The sequence below is a fragment of the Vibrio sp. SCSIO 43086 genome, assembly GCF_051132235.1.
GTDB classification, from domain to species: Bacteria; Pseudomonadota; Gammaproteobacteria; order Enterobacterales; family Vibrionaceae; genus Vibrio; species Vibrio diabolicus.
In genome coordinates, this window is the sequence record NZ_CP072677.1 from 712,072 (window position 1) to 732,288 (window position 20,217).

Consider the following 20,217-nt stretch of genomic DNA (forward strand, 5'->3'; position numbering starts at 1 on the left):
GCGACATTATACGGGTTGGATATCGGATAGGAAATCCTTTTATTTGCGCAATCGTGGAATAAAAGTAAAATTGGCAGGAGCTTTAAATCTGTACATGTATCGATAGGAGTATGTATGAAGCAAGTCAGCCGTTCTGCGCTTGTGTCTTTTAGCGCCGAACAGATGTTCAATCTGGTTAACGATGTTGCTAAATACCCTGAGTTTCTGCCTGGTTGCTCGGGCTCTAGAATCATTGAGTCTTCGGGTAATGGTATGGTGGCTTCTGTCGATGTGGCGAAGGCTGGTATCAGCAAAACGTTTACTACTTCAAATGAGTTGATCCCAGGCCAAGCAATTATGATGAACTTGGTGGATGGCCCGTTTAAGACGTTGCGTGGTGGTTGGATTTTTACCGCGCTAGATGAGCAAGCTTGCAAGGTTGAGCTAAAGCTTGAGTTTGAATTCTCAAGTAAAATGATTGAGATGGCCTTCGGTAAGGTTTTTAACGAGCTTACCAGTAACATGGTAAATGCATTCACTAAACGCGCAAAACAGGTCTACGAGTGTTATGAGTATTGAGTCAGATATGATTCACGTAGAGGTTGTCTATGCTCTTCCTCATGAACAGCGTGTATTTAATTTAGTGGTGAATAATCACGCAACGGTAGAAGAGATCATTCGACAATCTGGCGTGTTAGAGTTATACCCTGAAATTGATTTATCTAAGAATAAAGTGGGTGTGTTTAGTCGTAATGTGAAGTTAGATGCGACCGTTCGAGATCGAGATCGAATAGAGATATATCGTCCGTTACTCGCAGACCCGAAAGAGATTCGTCGTAAGCGGGCGGAGCAGGCTAAAGCCGAGGGGAATGCAGACCCAGTCACCGGTGGTAAGCCTAGCTCTGTACGTAAGAATAAGTAGACTTGATATCAATCCCAATGGATGGCGTCATTGATTCAAAGTGTGATTGCGCGATATCTAGATAATAAAAAACCTCTCATGTGAGAGGTTTTTTGCAAAAGTCGTTTACTGAATCTGTTCGTAAAAAGCGTCACTTTTTGGGAAGTCACCACTGATATCTGCGAGTGTGCCTTGATCGTTAAAGTTAACGATCAGGTCTTTTTGCACTGGATCACCGTGACCAGGAGTATGGTGATAAATGTAGTACCAAGTGTTTGGGTAGCCGTTTTCAATAAGCATTGGCGACCCTAGTACGAAGCGAACCTGTGCTTTAGTCATCCCAAACTTTAATTTATCTACCGCACTTTGTTCTACATAGTTGCCTTGGTTGATATCAATGCGATAAACCAGTTTTTCCAATACCGAACATCCTGTCAGCAATGTCATTGCTAATGGTACGGCAACTAACCACTTCTTTAATTGCATAATAATTTCTTAGTAACCTTTAAAATACTGCGCTGATAATAAACAAGCTCGACGCAGATGTAAAAAGCTATGCGTCGTATGATAGGAAATCTGACAACGAATTTTGAGTTGAGTTGCATTTATTGATTCTCTCACATGTATGTTTATGTCGATGAGCGATTTTCTATCCAATTTAAGCGGTAACTAATGATAAATAGCCAAGTTATTGAGCTATGGGGTGGCACTGACCATTATTTCGAAAGGGAATCAGCACCCAAGCACTTTGATATGGTGATGGGGGAGGTAGAGTCACGGAGCAGTGTTCGTGACTCTATCTTTGGAAGAGCATGGTTAAGCGGCGATGAGGAGCTCTTTGGCGTTTGCAAGGGTAGAATCTGTAATTTGGCTACCTCCAAGTAGGCGAGCTAATTCTGCCACACGTTGTTGTTCATCTAATGCGTGCATTTGTGTTTCGGTTTGGCCAGCTTTTGTTTGTTTAGCCACAAACATTTGTTGATGGCCACAACCCGCAACTTGAGGGAGGTGAGTGACACACAATACCTGAGTAGACTCGCCAAGCTTGCGTAGCATTTTGCCGACGACTGCTGCTGTTGGACCACTAATTCCGACATCCACCTCATCGAAGATCAAGCTTGGTGTATCCACTTTCTGAGCGGTAATCACTTGGATAGCTAAAGAGATGCGTGATAGCTCACCGCCTGACGCAACTTTTGCTATAGGTTGCAATGGTTGCCCTGGGTTAGTCGATACTAAGAAGCACACACTGTCCATGCCAAGTGGTGATGGGTGCGTGTTTTCATTGCTGACATCGATATTGAATACCGCTTTTTCCATGCTCAATTCGTGCATGCTTTGTGTGATCAGTTTGTTCAGTTCTTTTGCGTAACGGCTGCGTGATTTGTGTAGTTTTTCTGCTTGGTTTAGGAAGCTTTGGTACTTTTGTTCCACTTCTTGCGCGAGTTCATCTAAACGTTCATCAGAGCAATCTAACGCTTCTACTTGGGCCAGAAGATCTTGGTGATGTTGGTATAGTTCTTCTGGCATCACGTGGTGTTTGCGAGCAACAGACATCACTTTAGAAAAACGTTCTTCTACATAAGCCATACGAGCAGGATCCACATCTATGCCATCTAGATAACTGCGTAATTCGTTCTTCGTTTCTTCCAGTTGAATCATCGCTTCTGACAACATGTTGGGTAGCTCAGATAGCTTTTCATCTAACTCAGCTAGTTGAATTAGGGAGTGATTGGCCGATTGCAAAATACCAAGCGCATTGACTTCTTCACCTTCGTAAATAAGTTCGATGGCTTGCTGACAGGTAGTGGCGAGTTCACCACTATTGGATAGTCGTTTGTGCTCTTGCTCGAGCTCTGCAAATTCTTCTTCACCTAGCGATAACTCATTTAGTTCTTTGATTTGGTATTCAAGCAACTGTTTTTGCGCCTGGTTTTGCTGGCTATTTTCTTTTAGTTGCTTGAGGTTATTGTCTGCCTGACGCCAATGTTGGTAAGCACTTCGTGTGCTTTTTAGTAGGTTTAGATGACCTGCATATTGGTCGAGCATAGCCATTTGGTGTTCGCTTTTCATCAATTGATGATGAGCGTGTTGCCCATGGATATTGATCAGCAGTTGCCCTAGAGATTTGAGTTGTGATAGTGGGACAGGACTGCCATTAATGAAGGCTCTTGAGCGACCTTCTTTTGTGATGATGCGACGCAAAATACATTCACTGCCATCAAGCAGATCGTTATCTTCTAGCCAACGCGTTGCATGTAGGTTGTTGTCCAGTAAAAAAGCGGCACTAACTTCGGTTTTTTCTTCACCTTGTCGAACCATGCCAGCTTCGGCTCGTCCGCCTAAGCAGAGCCCAAGTGCATCGATAGCAATGGATTTACCCGCGCCTGTTTCACCTGTGATGGTGGTCATGCCCTTAGACAGCTCGAGTTGTAAAGACTTAACAATCGCAAAATTATTAACACTTAGATGAGCCAGCATTTTTTATTTACCTGTATAACTGAACAATACTGTATAAGAGAACAGTATATACTGTTTCTTTATACAGTAAAGACAGGTGGGGAAAAATTTCTGTGTGGGGTGCTTTTTTGTGATGAAGTGGGAAAAATGAGCCGAAGTGATTACAACGACTCATTAGAATTGAACAGGTTACGGACGAGTTGGGTTAATCGTGAGCGGCTCTAATGTGACTACTGCATTCACACCAGCACCTGGATGATCCACGTATGATGTGTCTTGCATTAGTGTGTAGTAAACGTCGACGAAGTCATCATCATTCGTTAGGACGCCGTCGGGGATCGTGTCGATGATCTTATTAGTGATTTGCGGAATAATCGCGTAAGCCTGAACTTCTGGATCTGGAATCGCTTTCAGCACTTCTCCAGCAACTTGAACAAGGAGTTTTGCCAACTGTTTATAGTCTGTACCATCATCTTGTTCCATGAGCACGATGTCCGCAGCGCCCCAACGATAACGAGACCAGTGAATAATGATCTGATTTGGGTAGTAATCTTGGTTATCGTAGTCTAAGTATGGAAGCTCTACTAAATCGAGAGTAGGTTCATCACGACTTGGATTGACGCCCGTTACGATAGCGTAGATTTCTGCCTTGCCAGAGATCCAAGGTTCTTTGTCATCGGCTAGACGGATCTTTTTCAACTGCGTTGTTTGAATTGGAGCCGCTTCGCCCATAGTGCTACTTGACAATAGCGGTGCATTTTGGCGTTGTTCATCAGCAACGTATGGTTGAACTAAAGTTGGCTGACCGAGTTTTTTCATTTCAGCTTGCATAGCTTGCAAGCCTGCTTTTAGCTCTGCAGAGCTGTTGTTATCAACAACGAGTACAGGTACATCTGGGAGTTGGTAAACATCGAGTTGATGGATGTTGCCATACACATCAAATGCTTCGATGTATTGCCAATTCTCATCATCACCACTTGGTTCAAATGCAAATAATGGCTCGACCTCGCCACTTTGCCATGCTGTTATCATGCTCTCATTCGCTAAACGAACTTCCAGCAACTGATCTGAGTATTCAGAAATACCTTTCCAGCTACGAATTTGAGTGTCAGCTTGTACAAGCTGACGGCTAAACTCGGAGTTGGGGTTTTGTTGAACAAATGCTGATACAGAGACGTTAGTCTGTTGTGGAGTAATATCTCTTCTCAACATGGGTTCAATGGCAGCATAGTTCTCACTCAATTGTTGAGCGAGGGCACGCTTCGTCTTAGTGATATCTTCCGCTTTTGCGTTGGATACACTGTTGACTTGCGTTTCCTCTGATTGGCAGCCAATAAGTGCTAATGTACTGAGAACAGACAGAATGATGGTTTTCTTCATAATATGTCCTTTATTGATTTTATGAAATAGAGTTAATACTCTATTCATGGTGAGAATATCACCGGACATAGATCATTGAATTTGCTTTTCTATCTTTTGTGTAAACTTTGCCCACAGGATCAAAATTTATAAACTTCTCTTTAATGACAGCAAATATCGTGTCGCCTCACTACTTTGTGTCTATTTCTTGTCTAAGAAAGCCAAAAGCCAGTGGCAATTAAGCTGCTGGCTTTTTTATTGAAGTCATTTCCCTGAGTAACAAGTGTTAGAACAATTTACTAGACCAACCAAGCTTGTTACGTAAAACGTGATAGTAGCTGTAGTCTTTGGGATGGATGAGTTTGAGCACATTTGGACTTTGATAGATGTGGATTTCGTCTCCTGGAGAAACAGGGAGAGACACTTGTCCATCACAGCTAACTTCTTGTGTTCCTCGGTTCTCTGGTGACACCACCAATTTAATTCGACGCTTTCCATCAACCACCAAAGGTCGACTCGACAAGGTATGAGGAAACATTGGCACGAGTGAAATGGCATTCAAGCTAGGCGAAAGAATTGGACCACCGCCAGAAAGCGAATATGCGGTCGAGCCCGTTGGTGTGGAGACAATCAAACCATCGGCTCGTAAAGAGAAGGCGAAGCTTTCATCAATGTACACTTCAAATTCAATCATATGGGCAATTTGCCCTGGGTGAAGTACAGCTTCATTTAGCGCAGCGTTGTGGCTTTTAATTTGCCCGTGACGGTGTACTTCCGCTTCTAAGAGAAAGCGCTCTTCTTCAATATACTCACCGTCGAGTACCGCTTGCAGAGACGCTTGGAACTCGTCTGGGTTTAAGTCAGTTAAGAAGCCCAGGTTTCCACGGTTCACCCCTATGACTGGTACATCAAATCGGGATAAAATTCTTGCCGCGCCTAGCATGTTGCCATCCCCACCAACCACAATGGCTAGATCGGCATTTTTTCCTAGTTCAACTAAACTGGCAAATTGACTCTGCGGGATATCATCCAGTATTGCGGCAAGGCGATCGTCAATAAATACTTTATAGCCTTCAGAGGTCAGCCATTGGTACAACTCTTTATGAGTTTGAATTGCTTGTTGATCTCTTGGTTTTCCGATAATCGCGATCACGTTACATGGATTTTTCATAGCATTTCCGCATTAAAGAGGCTTGAATCAGGAATCTTCATCCCCATAATAATGGCAAGTCACCTAAATATGCGAATTTTTATGTGGTTAAAGCCCGCAAAAACGCGCATGGCTTTAAGGGCATTATGTTGAATTCTGGAGATATCATGAGCAACGAAGAAAACAAAGTTACAGAAGAAGAGCTTGATCAAATCATCGAAGAGGCTGAAAAAGTAGAAGCTGAAGCACAAGAAGTTGAAGCTGAGCTTGAAGAGCTTGGTGATGAGACAGACGCTAAGATTGCTCAACTAGAAGCGGCACTATTGTCTAGCGAGGCAAAAGTAAAAGAGCAACAAGATGCGGTGTTGCGTTCTAAAGCTGAAGTAGAAAACATGCGTCGTCGCACTGAGCAAGAGATCGATAAAGCACGTAAGTTTGCGTTGAACAAGTTTGCAGAAGAGCTGCTTCCTGTTATTGATAACCTAGAGCGTGCAATTCAAGCGGCAGATACAGAGAATGAAACTGTGAAGCCGTTCCTAGAAGGCGTTGAACTAACCCATAAAACGTTTGTAGACGTTGTCGCGAAATTTGGCTTGAAAGCAATCAACCCTGAAGGTGAAGCATTCAATCCAGAGTTCCATCAAGCGATGTCGATTCAGGAGAGCCCTGATCATGAATCAAACACTGTTATGTTTGTTATGCAAAAAGGTTACGAACTAAACGGTCGTGTGATTCGTCCGGCAATGGTAATGGTTGCTAAGTAACTTTAACTCCCTGTTTTTTAAATATAAAAGCGCCCATCATTTTTGATGGGCGCTTTTTTGTTTTAAACATAAATGACTGCATCGAACTTCGTTGTATATCGATAAATGAAAATTTGATCCCCTTCATATTTTTTCCTATTGGTTAATTATTTTCCTATAGGAGATTTTCTCTCATCTCGCTGCGTGTTTATTAACGGAAAGGGCTATAAGTGATTGTAATCATTCGCTGTGTGAATGTTTGTTCTGCATAGGAATGTAAATATAGTCATTTTTTCTAAAACAATTTCGTTAACAAAAATGTAAATTATCACTTTATTTTGTAACTTCGGTGTGTATGATTTGCGACTAATGCTTTAAAAGTAAGCATATATAACTACAAAAATGTAAATAGTAAACACAACATATCGGAGATTTATAATGGATAAATCGCTTTCTAGTAAGATTTTTATAGGCTTGTTTGCCGGCCTTGTGCTGGGGACAGCAATTCAGTACTTATTTAGCGGTATTGCGATTTTTGATACATACCTACTTGGAGCAGCAGAAGGTGTTGGCGGCATGTTCGTCTCACTGATCAAATTGCTTGTTGTTCCTTTAGTTTACGTTTCAATCGTATGCGGCATTGTTGACTTGAAAGACATCAGTGCATTTGGTCGTCTTGGTGGAAAAACTTTTACCCTTTACATTCTTAACACCATCATTGCGATTACGGCGGCTTTGACTGTCGGCTTGATCTTCCAGCCAGGAGCGGGCGCTAATCTAGCAGGAACGGTATCTGAGGCTGTACAGCTGACAACGACAGAGACGCCGGACATTTTCTCTTTAGTTGTTAACATTGTTCCTAGCAACCCTGTACAAGCGTTTGCTAGCGGCGACATGCTGCAAATCATCTTTATGGCAATTTTGACGGGGCTTGCAATTCAAGCTTTGGATTCTCGTGGTGGCCCAGCTATTCGCACATTCAAAATGGCAAATGAAATCATGATGAAATTGGTTGGATTAGTGATGAGTCTTGCACCATATGGTGTGTTCGCACTAATGATTCAACTAGGTGCAACGCTAAACGCCAATACATTAATGTCCGTTGCCGGTTACGTGGCTTTGGTGGTTGCGATGTTGGTGTTCTGGATCTTCTTCTTCTACCCAATGGCAGTGAGTATTGCGACAGGAACTTCTCCAAAGACTTTCCTACGTGCAACTCGTGAGCAGATTCTTTTCTCTCTATCTACCGCGAGCTCAAACGCGACTATCCCGGTAACGATGCGAACACTGACAGAAAAGCTTCAGGTCTCTAAATCGGTTGCTGGCTTCGGTGTACCACTGGGCGCAACGATGAATATGTCTGGTGTGTCTATCTATATTGCTCTAGCAACGATGTTTGTTGCGAACGCTTTTGGCCAGCCAATTAACACCGCAGACATCTTCACACTTGGCTTAACTATTCTTCTGTTATCTATTGGTGCTGGCGGTGTTCCTGGGGGCGGCGTGGTAATGGTAGGCGTTTTGCTTCACCAACTAGGTTTACCACCTGAAGGTTTAGCAATCATTGCAGCGGTCGACCGTATTAATGATATGTTCTGTACATCATCTAACGTTGTCGGCGACACGGCAGTGAACACCATTGTTGCAAAAACAGAAGGTGAGATAGGTAAAGAAGAAGGTGTTGATGCTGAGCCTGCTCAAGCGAACGCCTAATACCTTGAATAATTTATTTTAACCCTAATATTGAAGCGAGCTCTTATGAGCTCGTTTTTTATTTAGGAAGAGTCGGACATAAATAAATTTATCTGGGAAATGACGTTTTGTTGCGCTACAGCAGTGTGACGAGTTCCCAACTAATCAGAAAGAAACACATAAATTTCAAAAAAAGACGCTTTTTTTTAATTCTGCCCTTGAAAAGCATTTTGCCGCCCTTATCTATGTGGCATAGAGAAGCAAACATTGATTATTTTTGTTTGTGAGCAAGGGTTGAAACCCGATTCTCCTCCCCCCACATTGGGGTTATAACCAAACGAAAATAGAATTTATTCGGAGATAGCCAGATGGGTAAAATCATTGGTATTGACTTAGGTACTACTAACTCATGTGTTGCTGTATTAGACGGCGACAAACCACGTGTAATTGAAAACGCAGAGGGTGAACGTACTACTGCATCGGTTATTGCTTACACTGACGGTGAGACGCTAGTAGGTCAACCAGCGAAACGTCAAGCAGTAACTAACCCAGAAAACACGCTATTTGCAATTAAGCGTCTAATCGGTCGTCGTTTTGAAGACGAAGAAGTTCAGCGTGACATCGAAATCATGCCTTACAAAATCGTTAAGGCTGACAACGGTGATGCTTGGGTAGAAGCGAAAGGCCAAAAAATGGCAGCTCCTCAGGTTTCTGCTGAAGTTCTTAAGAAAATGAAGAAAACTGCTGAAGACTTCCTTGGTGAGGAAGTAACTGGCGCAGTTATCACAGTACCTGCTTACTTTAACGATGCTCAGCGTCAAGCGACAAAAGATGCTGGCCGTATCGCAGGTCTAGAAGTTAAACGTATCATCAACGAACCAACAGCAGCAGCGCTAGCTTACGGTCTTGATAAGAAAGGCGGCGATCGCACTATCGCGGTATACGACCTTGGTGGTGGTACATTCGATATCTCTATCATCGAAATCGATGAAGTTGAAGGCGAGAAAACATTCGAAGTTCTAGCGACTAACGGTGATACTCACCTTGGTGGTGAAGACTTTGATAACCGCCTAATCAACTACTTAGTAGACGAGTTTAAGAAAGAGCAAGGTATCGATCTTAAGAACGATCCACTAGCAATGCAGCGTGTTAAAGAAGCAGCAGAAAAAGCGAAAATCGAGCTTTCTTCTACTTCTCAAACTGACGTAAACCTACCTTACGTTACTGCAGATGCAACTGGTCCTAAGCACATGAACATTAAAGTGACTCGTGCAAAACTAGAATCTCTAGTTGAAGACCTAGTACAACGCTCTCTTGAGCCACTAAAAGTAGCTCTAGCTGACGCTGATCTATCAGTAAACGACATCACTGACGTAATCCTAGTTGGTGGTCAGACTCGTATGCCAATGGTTCAAGCGAAAGTTGCTGAGTTCTTTGGTAAAGAAGCGCGCCGTGACGTAAATCCTGACGAAGCAGTAGCAATGGGTGCTGCAGTTCAAGGTGGTGTACTTGCTGGTGACGTTAAAGACGTACTACTACTAGACGTAACTCCACTGTCTCTAGGTATCGAGACAATGGGTGGCGTAATGACTAAGTTAGTTGAGAAGAACACAACTATCCCAACTAAAGCGAACCAAGTTTTCTCTACAGCGGAAGACAACCAGAGCGCGGTTACTATCCACGTTCTACAAGGTGAGCGTAAGCAAGCGATGTACAACAAGTCTCTAGGTCAATTCAACCTAGAAGGCATCCAGCCTGCACCACGTGGTATGCCACAAATCGAGGTTACTTTTGACCTTGATGCGGACGGTATCCTACACGTGTCAGCGAAAGACAAGCAGACTGGTAAAGAGCAGAAGATCACTATCCAAGCTTCTGGCGGCCTGAGCGATGAAGACATCGAGAAAATGGTTCAAGAAGCAGAAGCTAACAAAGAAGCGGACAAAAAGTTCGAAGAGCTAGCGACTGCACGTAACCAAGCTGACCAAATGATTCACGGTACTCGTAAGCAAGTAGAAGAAGCTGGTGAAGCACTACCTGCAGAAGAGAAAGAGAAGATTGAAGCAGCAATTTCTGAGCTAGAAACAGCGCGCAAAGGCGAAGACAAAGAAGCTATCGATGCTAAAGTTCAAGCACTAATGACAGCTTCTCAAAAACTGATGGAAATCGCTCAACAACAAGCTCAAGCGCAGCAAGCACAAGGTGCTGACGCCGATGCACAGTCTAAAGAAGACGACGTTGTAGATGCTGAGTTCGAAGAAGTTAAAGACGACAAGAAATAATATTTCTTAACCAGATGGCTGCAAAGCCATCTGGGGTCGATAAGACTTCGTGTGCGGGCGTTTGGGGCAACTCTTACGCCCGTCTGTTTGTAAACGCTGTCTTTCTAGTTAAGTATGTTGCGGATAAGTGCACTTACCTAGAACGATACAAACACCAAGCGGTGAATCGATGCCGTTTGTAGTAATTAACTGGTGACGAAGAACATGTCAAAACGTGATTTTTACGAAGTATTAGGCGTAAGCCGTGATGCCTCAGAGCGCGATATCAAAAAGGCGTACAAGCGTCTAGCGATGAAATTCCACCCAGACCGAAACCAGGGTGATGAGTCTGCGGCGGACAAGTTTAAAGAAGTAAAAGAAGCGTACGAAGTTCTGACCGACCCTCAAAAGAAAGCGGCGTACGACCAGTACGGTCATGCTGCTTTTGAACAAGGCGGCGGTGGTTTCGGTGGCGGCGGCTTTGGTGGCGGCGGTGCTGATTTCGGCGACATCTTTGGCGATGTATTCGGCGACATCTTTGGTGGTGGTCGTCGTGGCGGTGGCGGTCACCGTGCTCAACGTGGTGCGGACTTACGTTACAACATGGAACTGACGCTAGAAGAGGCGGTTCGTGGTGTAACGAAAGAGATCGAAGTGCCAACACTCGTACACTGTGATACCTGTGATGGTAGTGGTGCGAAGAAAGGTTCATCTGCTGAAACATGTGGTACCTGTCATGGTCATGGTCAAGTACAGATGCGCCAAGGCTTCTTCGCGGTGCAACAAACCTGTCCAACCTGTCACGGTAAAGGCAAGATCATTAAAGACCCTTGTAATGAGTGTCATGGTCAAGGTCGTAAACAGAAAACCAAAACACTTAACGTTAAGATCCCAGCAGGTGTTGATACTGGCGACCGTATTCGTCTATCTGGCGAAGGTGAAGCGGGAGAGATGGGAGCTCCAGCGGGTGACTTGTATGTACAAGTGCACGTGAAAGAGCACCATATCTTCGAACGTGATGGTAACAACCTATACTGTGAAGTGCCTGTAAGCTTTGCGATGGCGGCTCTAGGTGGTGAAGTTGAAGTACCAACTCTAGATGGTCGCGTAAGCCTAAAAGTGCCTTCAGAAACGCAAACAGGTCGTATGTTCCGCATGCGTGGTAAAGGTGTGAAAGGCGTTCGCGGTGGCGGTATCGGTGACTTGATTGTTAAGTTGGTTGTTGAAACACCAGTAAACCTAAGCTCACGCCAAAAAGAACTGCTCAAAGAGTTTGAAGAGTCTTGTGGTGGTGAAGCGGCGACAAAGCACAAGCCTAAATCAGAAGGCTTTTTCAACGGTGTGAAAAAGTTCTTTGATGATTTAACCAGCTAGACGTTAGTGAAAAGCACAAATACAAAGGCCTGCTAAAATGCAGGCCTTTTTGCATCTCGGTGTTCTTTCTAATTCCAGCAATCACTTGGTTCTTCGACATTTGTTGACGTTAAAGTAATCGTTTTAGCGCCAGTCAAGCACTCGTCGTCGTCTTGTCCCAGAGCCGATTTTGCTGTTGCTGTAATGGTATAGGCCGTACTTGCAGAGCTCGCAATATTGAAAGAAAATCTATCTGTGTCTGAATCACATAGAGTGCATGTGCCTCCAGAGATAATATGACTCCAGTCGTACCCACCATCATAAGATGTCTCTAGCTCTAGCTGAATTCGATTAAGATCGCTCAAGGCAACCGTCCTATGAGACTTGAGCACATGATTGGTGTAAGAAGGGTAGGCGACAGCCGCAATGATCCCGACAATCACTGCGGCTATCAGTAATTCGATCAATGTCATCCCTCCCAATCTTTTTTTGTAGCTGTTACAGCGAGAAATTCGAATCATCACGAGTAGTTTCCTTTTCACTTTTCCGCCTATTTTTGGCAGGTGATAGCATCTGTGCAAGATGAATTACGGCCCTTTTGCCGTTTACATAGGAATTTGGGAAATGCCTCGCGGGTTTACGTTGTTGGAGCTTCTTATTACTGTGGCTGTACTGAGTATTATATTGGCGTTTGCAGCTCCATCTTTCCAAAATGTTTTTGAAACCAACAAAATGCAGCGCTTAGCTAATGAATTGCATGGCTTTGTTATTGAAGGCAAGTCTGAAGCAGTATTACAGCGTGAAAGACTTTGGGCACACATCATCATGCCCGGTAGTTCATCCAGTGATGGTAATTGGCGTATCGAGCTTACTGATAACGGAACGGAGGGGGAAGGGACAGTTTTGTTCTCTTTTTCAGGAACACCTTATGAGGGGATCGTCGTTACACCTAGCTACGCTTCAGACCAAATCAGTTTTGACGACGTTTATGGCCGTCCGTCATCAGGCAGTATTCGTTTTTATCCCGTAGGGGAACCTTCAAAAGTCCTCAAACTTATTTCCCACACTTTGTCTGCTCGCGTGCGAGTGTGTAGTGATAGCAGCAATACAGAATATTACGGTTATTCAACGTGCTCTTAAAAGGATGATTATGTTTAAACAAAAAGGGGCAAGCCTTGTTGAGTTTATGATCGCATCTGCACTTGGGCTTATTTCTCTTGCGACAGTGGGGGCAATTTATGTGAGTGGTCAAAGGGTGATAATGGAACGGTCGAAAGAGCTAATGTTGTTACAGAACTCTGAAAGTGTTGTGCAAATGCTCAAGAGTGACATTCAGCGTGCTGGTTTTGATGGTAACGATGGCCATTCTATAAAAATATCTGGCTCATCGAACACCATTTACACTCTCGATGATGTTGATAGAGGGGTGATTGCTTATGCCTATTACATAGGTGTTTCTGGCGCTTTTCCTTTATATAAAAACGTAGCTTATGAGCAACGAGTTAGCACGCCAGAGTCGCTATTTGTTTGTGAAAAAAAGCAAATAACGATATGGGATGTTGATGACGTGATTAACCTTGCAGGCACAGGCTCATGTAAAAATCTTTTTGATAAGAAAGTTATTCACGTTAATCGTTTTGACCTTACTAGTGAGCTGTTAGAAAGCACTGATGCAAAAAGTGCACTGGTGACCGTTACATTGGGAACCGAATTGAAAGATGCGACTGATATTCGCACTCAGCAGTCGTTTACTGCAATGCAAAGGAACTGGCAATAATGAATAAACAACAAGGTGCAGTAGCGTTACTGGTTGTCAGTGTATTACTTGTCGCAGCGTTAATGATGTCGCTTGGTAGCTACAAGTCTCTTTTTTATCAGATCAAGCGTGCCAACAATCAAATTGAATCACGACAAGAGCATTGGCGTGCTGAAGGGGGATTGGAGTGTTTCTATTCTTTAGTTCAAAATACCGGTGACGTTTCTTCTGCCACTTCACTAATTTCAAGCCGATGTGAAACGCCTTTAGGTTTACATCAATTAGCATTGGAACCCGACAACAAGCTGTTAAGTAAGCCAGTTCCAAACTCCAGCCGGACCGTTGAAAAACAACTTATCCTTTCAAGAGGAAGAGCGTCCGGAGCACTAAAAAGTAGTACAGATTTATACGTTAATGGTAGCTCCGCATTTTCAACACCAGATCCTGGCGAATTTGTAGGAAGTGGGTGGGAGTGTGTTGCTATTCGCTATAAGAATGCATTTCACTCACGTGCTGGAGCGACAAACCAAGGGGTTATACATGGTTCTGCCCCTTATGCTGATTTTGTTCATAACAATATAGATTGTAAATCGGAACATATGAGTGTGACCTCTTCTGACTCAGGTTACGGAGAGGACTTTATTCAAGATGCAGACCTAGAGCCATTTTACGACATTTTTAGAGAGCAACGCAGTGACTGGAACTCGGTGAAATCAGGTTGGGGGTTTACTACGATTGATTACGACGACTCAACTAACCAAGTCGTTACTGATTGTGGAAAGAAAGTTGGGGAGCAAATTTCAGCAGGGAAAACGCATATTTGGGTTACTGGGTCCTGTGAGTTTACTTCCTCGAAAAAGAATGGCTCTGGAGAGTATGAGAATGATTCTGATGGGATACCAATCAAAGGGGGCATTGATTATCTTAATGAAGCTTTTGCCGCTACTGGAGAAGCTCCAATATTACTTGTGGTTCAAGATGGTATTTTTGCTGTACATGGTTCAATGACGTTCCCTGGTATGCTCTATCAACTTACGACTAATTCACTTACAGATTTAGATACACATTGGAACTTGTTCGAGGCCAAAGATCATTTTGGGGATGCGGCTAACTTTCCCACGCTTGCTCTAGATAAAGTCGTTTACCTGCAGCGTGGCTCATTTAGTTTTTCGGGGGGGCAAGTGTTAGATAGTCCAGGTTATAGTGCTTATTTTGTTAACTCTCTAAATTTTGCATACAACCGAGATAACATCGATGAGGTCGTTGATCCGATTATTAATTTCCGCTGGAAAAAGGGCTCCTGGAATGATCTCTAAACAAAAAGGTTTTAACCTTCTTGAAGTTCTAATTTCTTTTCTGCTTATCGGTGTTGGGGCACTAGGTTTAACAAAGCTAAACGTGTATCTCGAACGTGAATCCGAATATGCCATAAAAAGTATTGAAGCACTGCGTCTAGCAGAGAACCAGCTTGAATGGTTCCGAACGCGTGGTGCTTCGGATGCGCTTTCTACGATATCTACTGCTAGTTTTGCCTCTATCGTGACAGGATCTTCCGCCACTGGAGCGTACACAGTGGAGTGGGATGTGCCACCTGCTACTGTATCAGGTTCACTAAAGACGATCATCATCACAACAAGTTGGGAAGATAGAATGGGGCAGACGCAATCCGTTAAGCTGAAAACTATGATTTCACAGTACAGTGAATTCGAAAACTAGTTCAATTGCATACATGGGCTGAGGCAAATGTGGGTGTAATACCTGTTTGATACCGGATTTGTCACGGTTAATAAATGGTTTTTGAACTGTTAATTGAGTTGATGTGCTACTGTTTTTATTATGTTTAATTGAAGTGGTGTTTTTGCAAAATATGTCTCCAATTATGAAAAAAAATATAGAACCTTGTGCTTTCTCCATTAGTGTTTACTAGAATACTCGTTGGATAGTAGGCCGTCATAATTACTCAAATAGGCCTTGGCACCAACATCATTCACTATGGAGTTACCATGAGTAACCAAGCTGTAAATAAGGCACCATCATCGAAGCCGAGCGGGATGGAGCGCTTTTTAAACTTTATCGAGAGGACAGGTAACAAAATTCCTGATCCTGCGATTTTGTTCTTCTGGGCATTGATCATTACTTGGGCGGCGTCAGCACTTTTGTCGAATGTATCATTCGATCTTCCAAACCCTCGAACGGGCGAAGCTCTTATTATCACCAACTTACTTACGGGCGAAGCGCTAGCAAGTTTCCTTGCTAACATGGTGACGACGTTTACTGGCTTTGCGCCACTGGGTATCGTACTTGTCGCAATGCTAGGTGTGGGCGTTGCAGATTCTTCGGGCTTTATTACGACGGGTCTTAAGAAGATGCTGAACTTCACGCCAGCTAAGCTTCTTACTCCAATGCTGATTTTGGTTGCTATTGTGTCGCATACTGCGGCAGATGCAGGCTATGTTCTGGTTATTCCTCTGGGCGGTATTATCTTCCATGCGGCAGGTCGTCACCCTCTAGCGGGTATTGCGGCAGCATTTGCAGGTGTATCTGGTGGCTTCTCTGCAAACTTTATCCCTTCTGGTATCGATCCACTACTTGCAGGCTTTACGCAAACCGCGGCGCAGGTTCTTGATCCTGAATACGTGGTTAACCCATTAGCGAACATCTTCTTTACTGGCCTATCTTCCATCATTATTGTAGCGATTGGTTGGTACGTGACAGAAAAAATCATTGAGCCTCGTTTGTCAAAAATGCCAATTGATGACGATGCGGAAACTGCGCCAAACCTAGGCTCATTTACTGAACTGGAATCAAAAGCATTCCGTTATGCTGGTTGGGCAATGATGGCGGGTATTGCCTTACTTGTTGCAGCATTAATTCCAGAAACATCAGCGCTACGCTCGCCTGAAGGTGAAATTACGGCCTTCTCAGCACCGATCATGAAGTCTATCGTTCCGCTGATCTTTATTCTGTTTATCATTCCTGGTTACGTTTACGGTAAAGTGTCTGGAACGTTCAAGACCAGCAACGACATTATCAAAGCGATGGCTGACACCATGTCAACCATGGGCGCTTACATTGTGATGTCATTCTTCTGTGCCCAGTTCTTGTCTGCGTTTGCTCAATCGAACATTGGTACGATGCTGGCGCTATATGGCGCAGAAGGCTTAAAAGCGATGAACCTACCAGGTGAAGTGACCATCATCGGTATGATCCTTCTAACCGCGTCTGTAAACCTACTTATTGGTTCGGCATCGGCAAAATGGGCTTTAATTGGTCCAATCTTAGTGCCAATGCTAATGGCGGTTGGTATCTCGCCTGAGCTGTCTCAAGCGGCTTACCGTGTGGGTGACTCTGTATCGAACATCATTTCACCTCTAATGGTATTTTTCCCTCTTGTAGTGGTTTACTGTCAGCGTTATGTGAAGTCGGCTGGTATCGGTACGCTTGCGTCACTAATGATGCCATTCTCGATTGCAATGCTGATCGGTTGGTCTATCTTCCTAGTTGCTTATTGGATGGTAGGTATCCCGCTAGGCATTCAAGCTCCTTACACTTACACAATGTAAAAACGTGTAGGGTGTGAAAGCCGCGAATTGGCAGCCGAAAAGCGCAGGTCTTCGATCTGCGCTTTTTTGTTCTCGCAAAACGAACATCGATAGGTCTTGTAACTAGGTTTTTTGGAGTTGCAAACTTTGTCTCGTGATGTGTTGCTGTAGTGAAACCGAAGTTGGTGATAAAATTCCTGACTTCAATCGTTTTTTGTTTCTTTGGAGCCTCCTTTGTCTAACCATCCGTTTACCCCTCAAGATGAATTGTTTATGCGCAGAGCGATGGTGCTTGCTGAGCAAGCAGAAGCTGAGGGGGAAGTACCTGTCGGCGCAGTGCTTGTCAAAGATGGTGAAATTATCGCTGAGGGGTGGAATCGCTCTATTGGTACTAATGACGCTACCGCACATGCTGAGATTCAAACACTTCGTAAAGCAGGCCAAAAGATAGAAAATTACCGCCTTCTGGATACGACTTTGTATGTAACACTTGAGCCATGTCCAATGTGTGCCGGAGCCTTACTGCATAGCCGCGTTAAGCGGGTCGTTTTTGGAGCGCCAGATTTAAAAGCGGGAGCAGCAGGAACAGTGCTTAATTTGTTTGAAAGCCAAGCCGCTTACCATTACGCCTTAGTTGAAAAGGGGCTGCTAGAAGATGAGTGCCGCACTCAGCTACAAGCGTTTTTTAAGCGTCGCCGAAAGGAAATTAAAGCGAAGAAACAAGCACAAAAAGCATTAGAAAATGGAGAGAGTGGACAAAACTATGGAAATAGTCAGAGTTAGCAAACATCTACTACGGGGTAGATGTTTGCCTGAACGTACTAGTGATTGACTAAGTGTACAAAAACACGATTACGTGAACTTACTTTCTTTTTCATACATGTCAGTTTACGTTTACGTCGGATAGCAGCTACTGTGTTATTTAAACGCTTTGACTGCACTCTACGTCTTCTCATATTCAAAACCTCCTGCAGACAAGACTTATACCAGTAAATAGCGGTTCATCGATGCTTTACAATAGGCTCGATAATCGCACTAAACATTTGATGGTTTAACGTTCTTCATTTGACTTCTGCATTGCACAGAGCCAGCAAACAATTTCAATACGGTGCTTAATAATATGAGTGACGTTATTTCGGCAGAGCGTAGCCGATAGCGCCGCTTCATCAACTGAGCTAAACCATGTGGTTGCGAAGCAATCTGTTACAAAGCAATCAGTTTAACTAACGGTGAAAAAGGCGACCAACCAAAGGAATGGTTGAGTGTGGTTGGTGTCACTCAGAGTCTTGGATTCTAGATAAGTTTTCGCTAGGACTCAACAAAAATGACGAGCTCATGGGCTCGTCATTTTTTAGTTTACAGCGGGTCTATTCTTCAGGGCTTTCTTGTTCGGTGTCTTCTTCAACCGTGACGTCAGAAGCACCTGAGACTTGCTCGACGACAGCCTCTACTGCTCCTGATATCAAAATGTCGGGGTTGAGCGGCGGAATCACTTGTAAGTCATCGCTATTCTCATCAATCGCTGGCTGTTGGCTGACATGACCAATGATGGATTGGTAGTAACGTCGAATATTTTCTACATAATTACGCGCTTCATCACCTCTGGCGTACCCATAGCGAGTTTGACTGTAGTAACGCTTCTGACGCAGTAAAGGCAATCTGTCTTTTACATCCGCCCAAGCGTTTGGATCGCCACCTTGCGTTTTAGTAAGTCGTCGTGCGTCCATCATGTGACCGTAGCCAATATTGTATGAAGCTAGGGCAAACCATATTTTTTCATGCTCGTTGATGCTATCAGGCACGCGACCTACAATGCGACGTAAGTACTCGACACCACCACGAACAGATTGCTCAGGGTCTAAACGGTTTGTTACCCCGACGCTTTTCGCTGTTGGCAGAGTAAGCATCATCATCCCTCTAACACCTGTTGGCGATTTTGCCGCTGGCTTCCAGTGTGATTCTTGATACGCCAATGCTGCAATTAAGCGCCAGTCGAACTCTTCACTGTACTTTTGGAATAAAGGTGCCCACTTAGGCAATTTGTCATCCAGAGCTCGAATGAATGCGCGAGTATCAACGTAGTCAAATGCTTCAATATGACCAATGTACTTCTCTTCGAGAGTGGACAGTTCTCCTGATTGTTTGATGTTACCGAAAAACTCTATCAGCATCGCATACAAACTTTCGTCTTCAGAGCGTCGAGTAAACCACGATACTGGTTGATCTTCTGTAAGTTCAAACGCGAGCGCAAGGTCGGGGTAAAGGCGCTGAGCTAGGGAAAGTTCCACAGAGTCAGTCACAGTAAAACGCAACTCACCAGTGGATACATATTTAAGTAAGTCTCTCGTATCAGCATCGCCAACAATTTCAAACTGCAGCTCTGGGTATTGCTTCTTTAATACGGTTAGGGTCGGAACATATTGCGATTGTTCGACGATCTTTAATGTTTGCGCGCCTGCATTTGTATCTTCGTCAGATTCGCTGTCTTTCGATGCTTGGTATTCAATCAGCTGTTCGATATCACGTGGTCGAAGTTGCCCCTTTTTATACACAACTTGTTGGCTTACATAATAATAAGCAGGGCCTGGTCTAAAGCGTTTTACCGCTTGTGACGTTTGATTTAAGCCCGTAGCGATGAGATCAATATCTCCTTTCTTAAGAGCAGGAAAAAGCTCGGCTTGGCGAAAGGCTGGTTTAATCTCGAGCTTGACGCCGAGCTGCTCCGCAAACTGACGCGCCAATTCGTAATCCAACCCAGCGGGACCATCGGGACCAATATAATAGGAAAGCTGATTGTTTAGCGTGCCAACACGAAGCACGCCACGTTCCTGAATTTTTTCGAATTCACTTTTGGGTTCCGACTCAATCTGACAGGCAGAGAGTAGTAGCACAGAAACAAAAATTAGAGCGCTGCGCTTGAGTCGGTTGAGCTGGCTTATTTGCATTAATAGGTACATCTTAGGAAATTTCTATTTGCCTTTATATCAAAGCGAGCTCATGGGGCAAAGTGAATCACACACT

18 protein-coding genes are annotated in these 20,217 nt (G+C 43.9%); 12 read left to right on the forward strand and 6 right to left on the reverse strand.

Annotated features, from left to right (window positions below; genetic code table 11):
• Positions 1-114 precede the first annotated feature (114 nt).
• On the forward strand, positions 115-558 hold the full coding sequence (locus tag J8Z23_RS03280; RefSeq protein ID WP_005391473.1) for an SRPBCC family protein: 444 nt from the start codon (positions 115-117) through the stop codon (positions 556-558).
• Positions 548-901 (forward strand): RnfH family protein, encoded by a 354-nt coding sequence (locus J8Z23_RS03285; protein ID WP_005391471.1) that lies wholly within the window; start codon positions 548-550, stop codon positions 899-901. Before J8Z23_RS03280 ends, J8Z23_RS03285 begins: the two co-directional genes overlap by 11 nt.
• Positions 902-1,006: 105 nt before the next feature.
• Here the strand turns inward: J8Z23_RS03285 and bamE are convergent, their stop codons facing one another.
• The 4 genes from bamE to nadK form a co-directional block, all read right to left on the reverse strand.
• Positions 1,007-1,366 (reverse strand): outer membrane protein assembly factor BamE, encoded by a 360-nt coding sequence (bamE, locus tag J8Z23_RS03290; protein ID WP_005391468.1) that lies wholly within the window; start codon positions 1,364-1,366, stop codon positions 1,007-1,009.
• Positions 1,367-1,696: 330 nt separating this feature from the next.
• On the reverse strand, positions 1,697-3,361 hold the full coding sequence (gene recN, locus J8Z23_RS03295) for a DNA repair protein RecN (protein WP_047010173.1): 1,665 nt from the start codon (positions 3,359-3,361) through the stop codon (positions 1,697-1,699).
• Between the two features lie 168 nt (positions 3,362-3,529).
• Positions 3,530-4,720 (reverse strand): DUF3103 domain-containing protein, encoded by a 1,191-nt coding sequence (locus J8Z23_RS03300; protein ID WP_301658692.1) that lies wholly within the window; start codon positions 4,718-4,720, stop codon positions 3,530-3,532.
• A 265-nt stretch (positions 4,721-4,985) separates the two neighbouring features.
• On the reverse strand, positions 4,986-5,870 hold the full coding sequence (gene nadK / locus J8Z23_RS03305; RefSeq protein ID WP_005391462.1) for an NAD(+) kinase: 885 nt from the start codon (positions 5,868-5,870) through the stop codon (positions 4,986-4,988).
• Positions 5,871-6,016: 146 nt separating this feature from the next.
• On the opposite strand from nadK, the gene grpE reads away from it, so the two are divergent.
• From grpE to dnaJ, 4 genes are all read left to right on the forward strand, one after another.
• The gene (gene grpE, locus J8Z23_RS03310; RefSeq protein WP_021034134.1) at positions 6,017-6,613 is read left to right on the forward strand and encodes a nucleotide exchange factor GrpE; all 597 of its coding nucleotides are present in this window, start codon (positions 6,017-6,019) and stop codon (positions 6,611-6,613) included.
• Between the two features lie 417 nt (positions 6,614-7,030).
• On the forward strand, positions 7,031-8,305 hold the full coding sequence (locus J8Z23_RS03315; protein WP_005381625.1) for a dicarboxylate/amino acid:cation symporter: 1,275 nt from the start codon (positions 7,031-7,033) through the stop codon (positions 8,303-8,305).
• Positions 8,306-8,652: 347 nt separating this feature from the next.
• On the forward strand, positions 8,653-10,566 hold the full coding sequence (dnaK, locus tag J8Z23_RS03320) for a molecular chaperone DnaK (protein WP_434634968.1): 1,914 nt from the start codon (positions 8,653-8,655) through the stop codon (positions 10,564-10,566).
• A gap of 204 nt (positions 10,567-10,770) precedes the next feature.
• Entirely contained in the window at positions 10,771-11,919 is a 1,149-nt protein-coding gene (dnaJ, locus tag J8Z23_RS03325) for a molecular chaperone DnaJ (protein ID WP_005391453.1), read from the forward strand.
• 68 nt (positions 11,920-11,987) lie between these two features.
• Here dnaJ and J8Z23_RS03330 read toward each other — a convergent pair whose 3' ends face one another.
• Positions 11,988-12,419: a type IV pilin protein gene (locus J8Z23_RS03330; RefSeq protein WP_164666707.1), complete on the reverse strand. Its 432-nt coding sequence runs from the start codon at positions 12,417-12,419 to the stop codon at positions 11,988-11,990.
• A gap of 103 nt (positions 12,420-12,522) precedes the next feature.
• Here J8Z23_RS03330 and J8Z23_RS03335 point away from each other — a divergent pair, with 103 nt between their 5' ends.
• From J8Z23_RS03335 to tadA, 6 genes are all read left to right on the forward strand, one after another.
• Positions 12,523-13,038: a GspH/FimT family pseudopilin gene (locus J8Z23_RS03335; protein ID WP_065645090.1), complete on the forward strand. Its 516-nt coding sequence runs from the start codon at positions 12,523-12,525 to the stop codon at positions 13,036-13,038.
• Between the two features lie 10 nt (positions 13,039-13,048).
• Positions 13,049-13,675, forward strand: coding sequence for a PilW family protein (locus tag J8Z23_RS03340; protein ID WP_164666652.1), 627 nt, complete (start codon positions 13,049-13,051; stop codon positions 13,673-13,675).
• Positions 13,675-14,970 (forward strand): hypothetical protein, encoded by a 1,296-nt coding sequence (locus J8Z23_RS03345; protein WP_164666654.1) that lies wholly within the window; start codon positions 13,675-13,677, stop codon positions 14,968-14,970. Before J8Z23_RS03340 ends, J8Z23_RS03345 begins: the two co-directional genes overlap by 1 nt.
• Positions 14,960-15,370, forward strand: a complete 411-nt coding sequence (locus tag J8Z23_RS03350) for a type IV pilus modification PilV family protein (RefSeq protein WP_258634389.1) — start codon at positions 14,960-14,962, stop codon at positions 15,368-15,370. The genes J8Z23_RS03345 and J8Z23_RS03350 overlap by 11 nt, the downstream gene beginning before the upstream one ends.
• Positions 15,371-15,657: 287 nt before the next feature.
• Positions 15,658-17,217 carry an AbgT family transporter gene (locus tag J8Z23_RS03355; protein WP_434634972.1) on the forward strand — a complete coding sequence of 520 codons (1,560 nt, stop codon included), beginning with the start codon at positions 15,658-15,660 and terminating at the stop codon, positions 17,215-17,217.
• 252 nt (positions 17,218-17,469) lie between these two features.
• Positions 17,470-17,979, forward strand: a complete 510-nt coding sequence (tadA, locus tag J8Z23_RS03360) for a tRNA adenosine(34) deaminase TadA (RefSeq protein WP_373925403.1) — start codon at positions 17,470-17,472, stop codon at positions 17,977-17,979.
• Between the two features lie 584 nt (positions 17,980-18,563).
• Here the strand turns inward: tadA and mltF are convergent.
• A complete protein-coding gene (gene mltF, locus J8Z23_RS03365; RefSeq protein WP_434635285.1) occupies positions 18,564-20,141 on the reverse strand; it encodes a membrane-bound lytic murein transglycosylase MltF in 1,578 nt (525 codons plus the stop codon).
• Positions 20,142-20,217 lie beyond the last annotated feature (76 nt).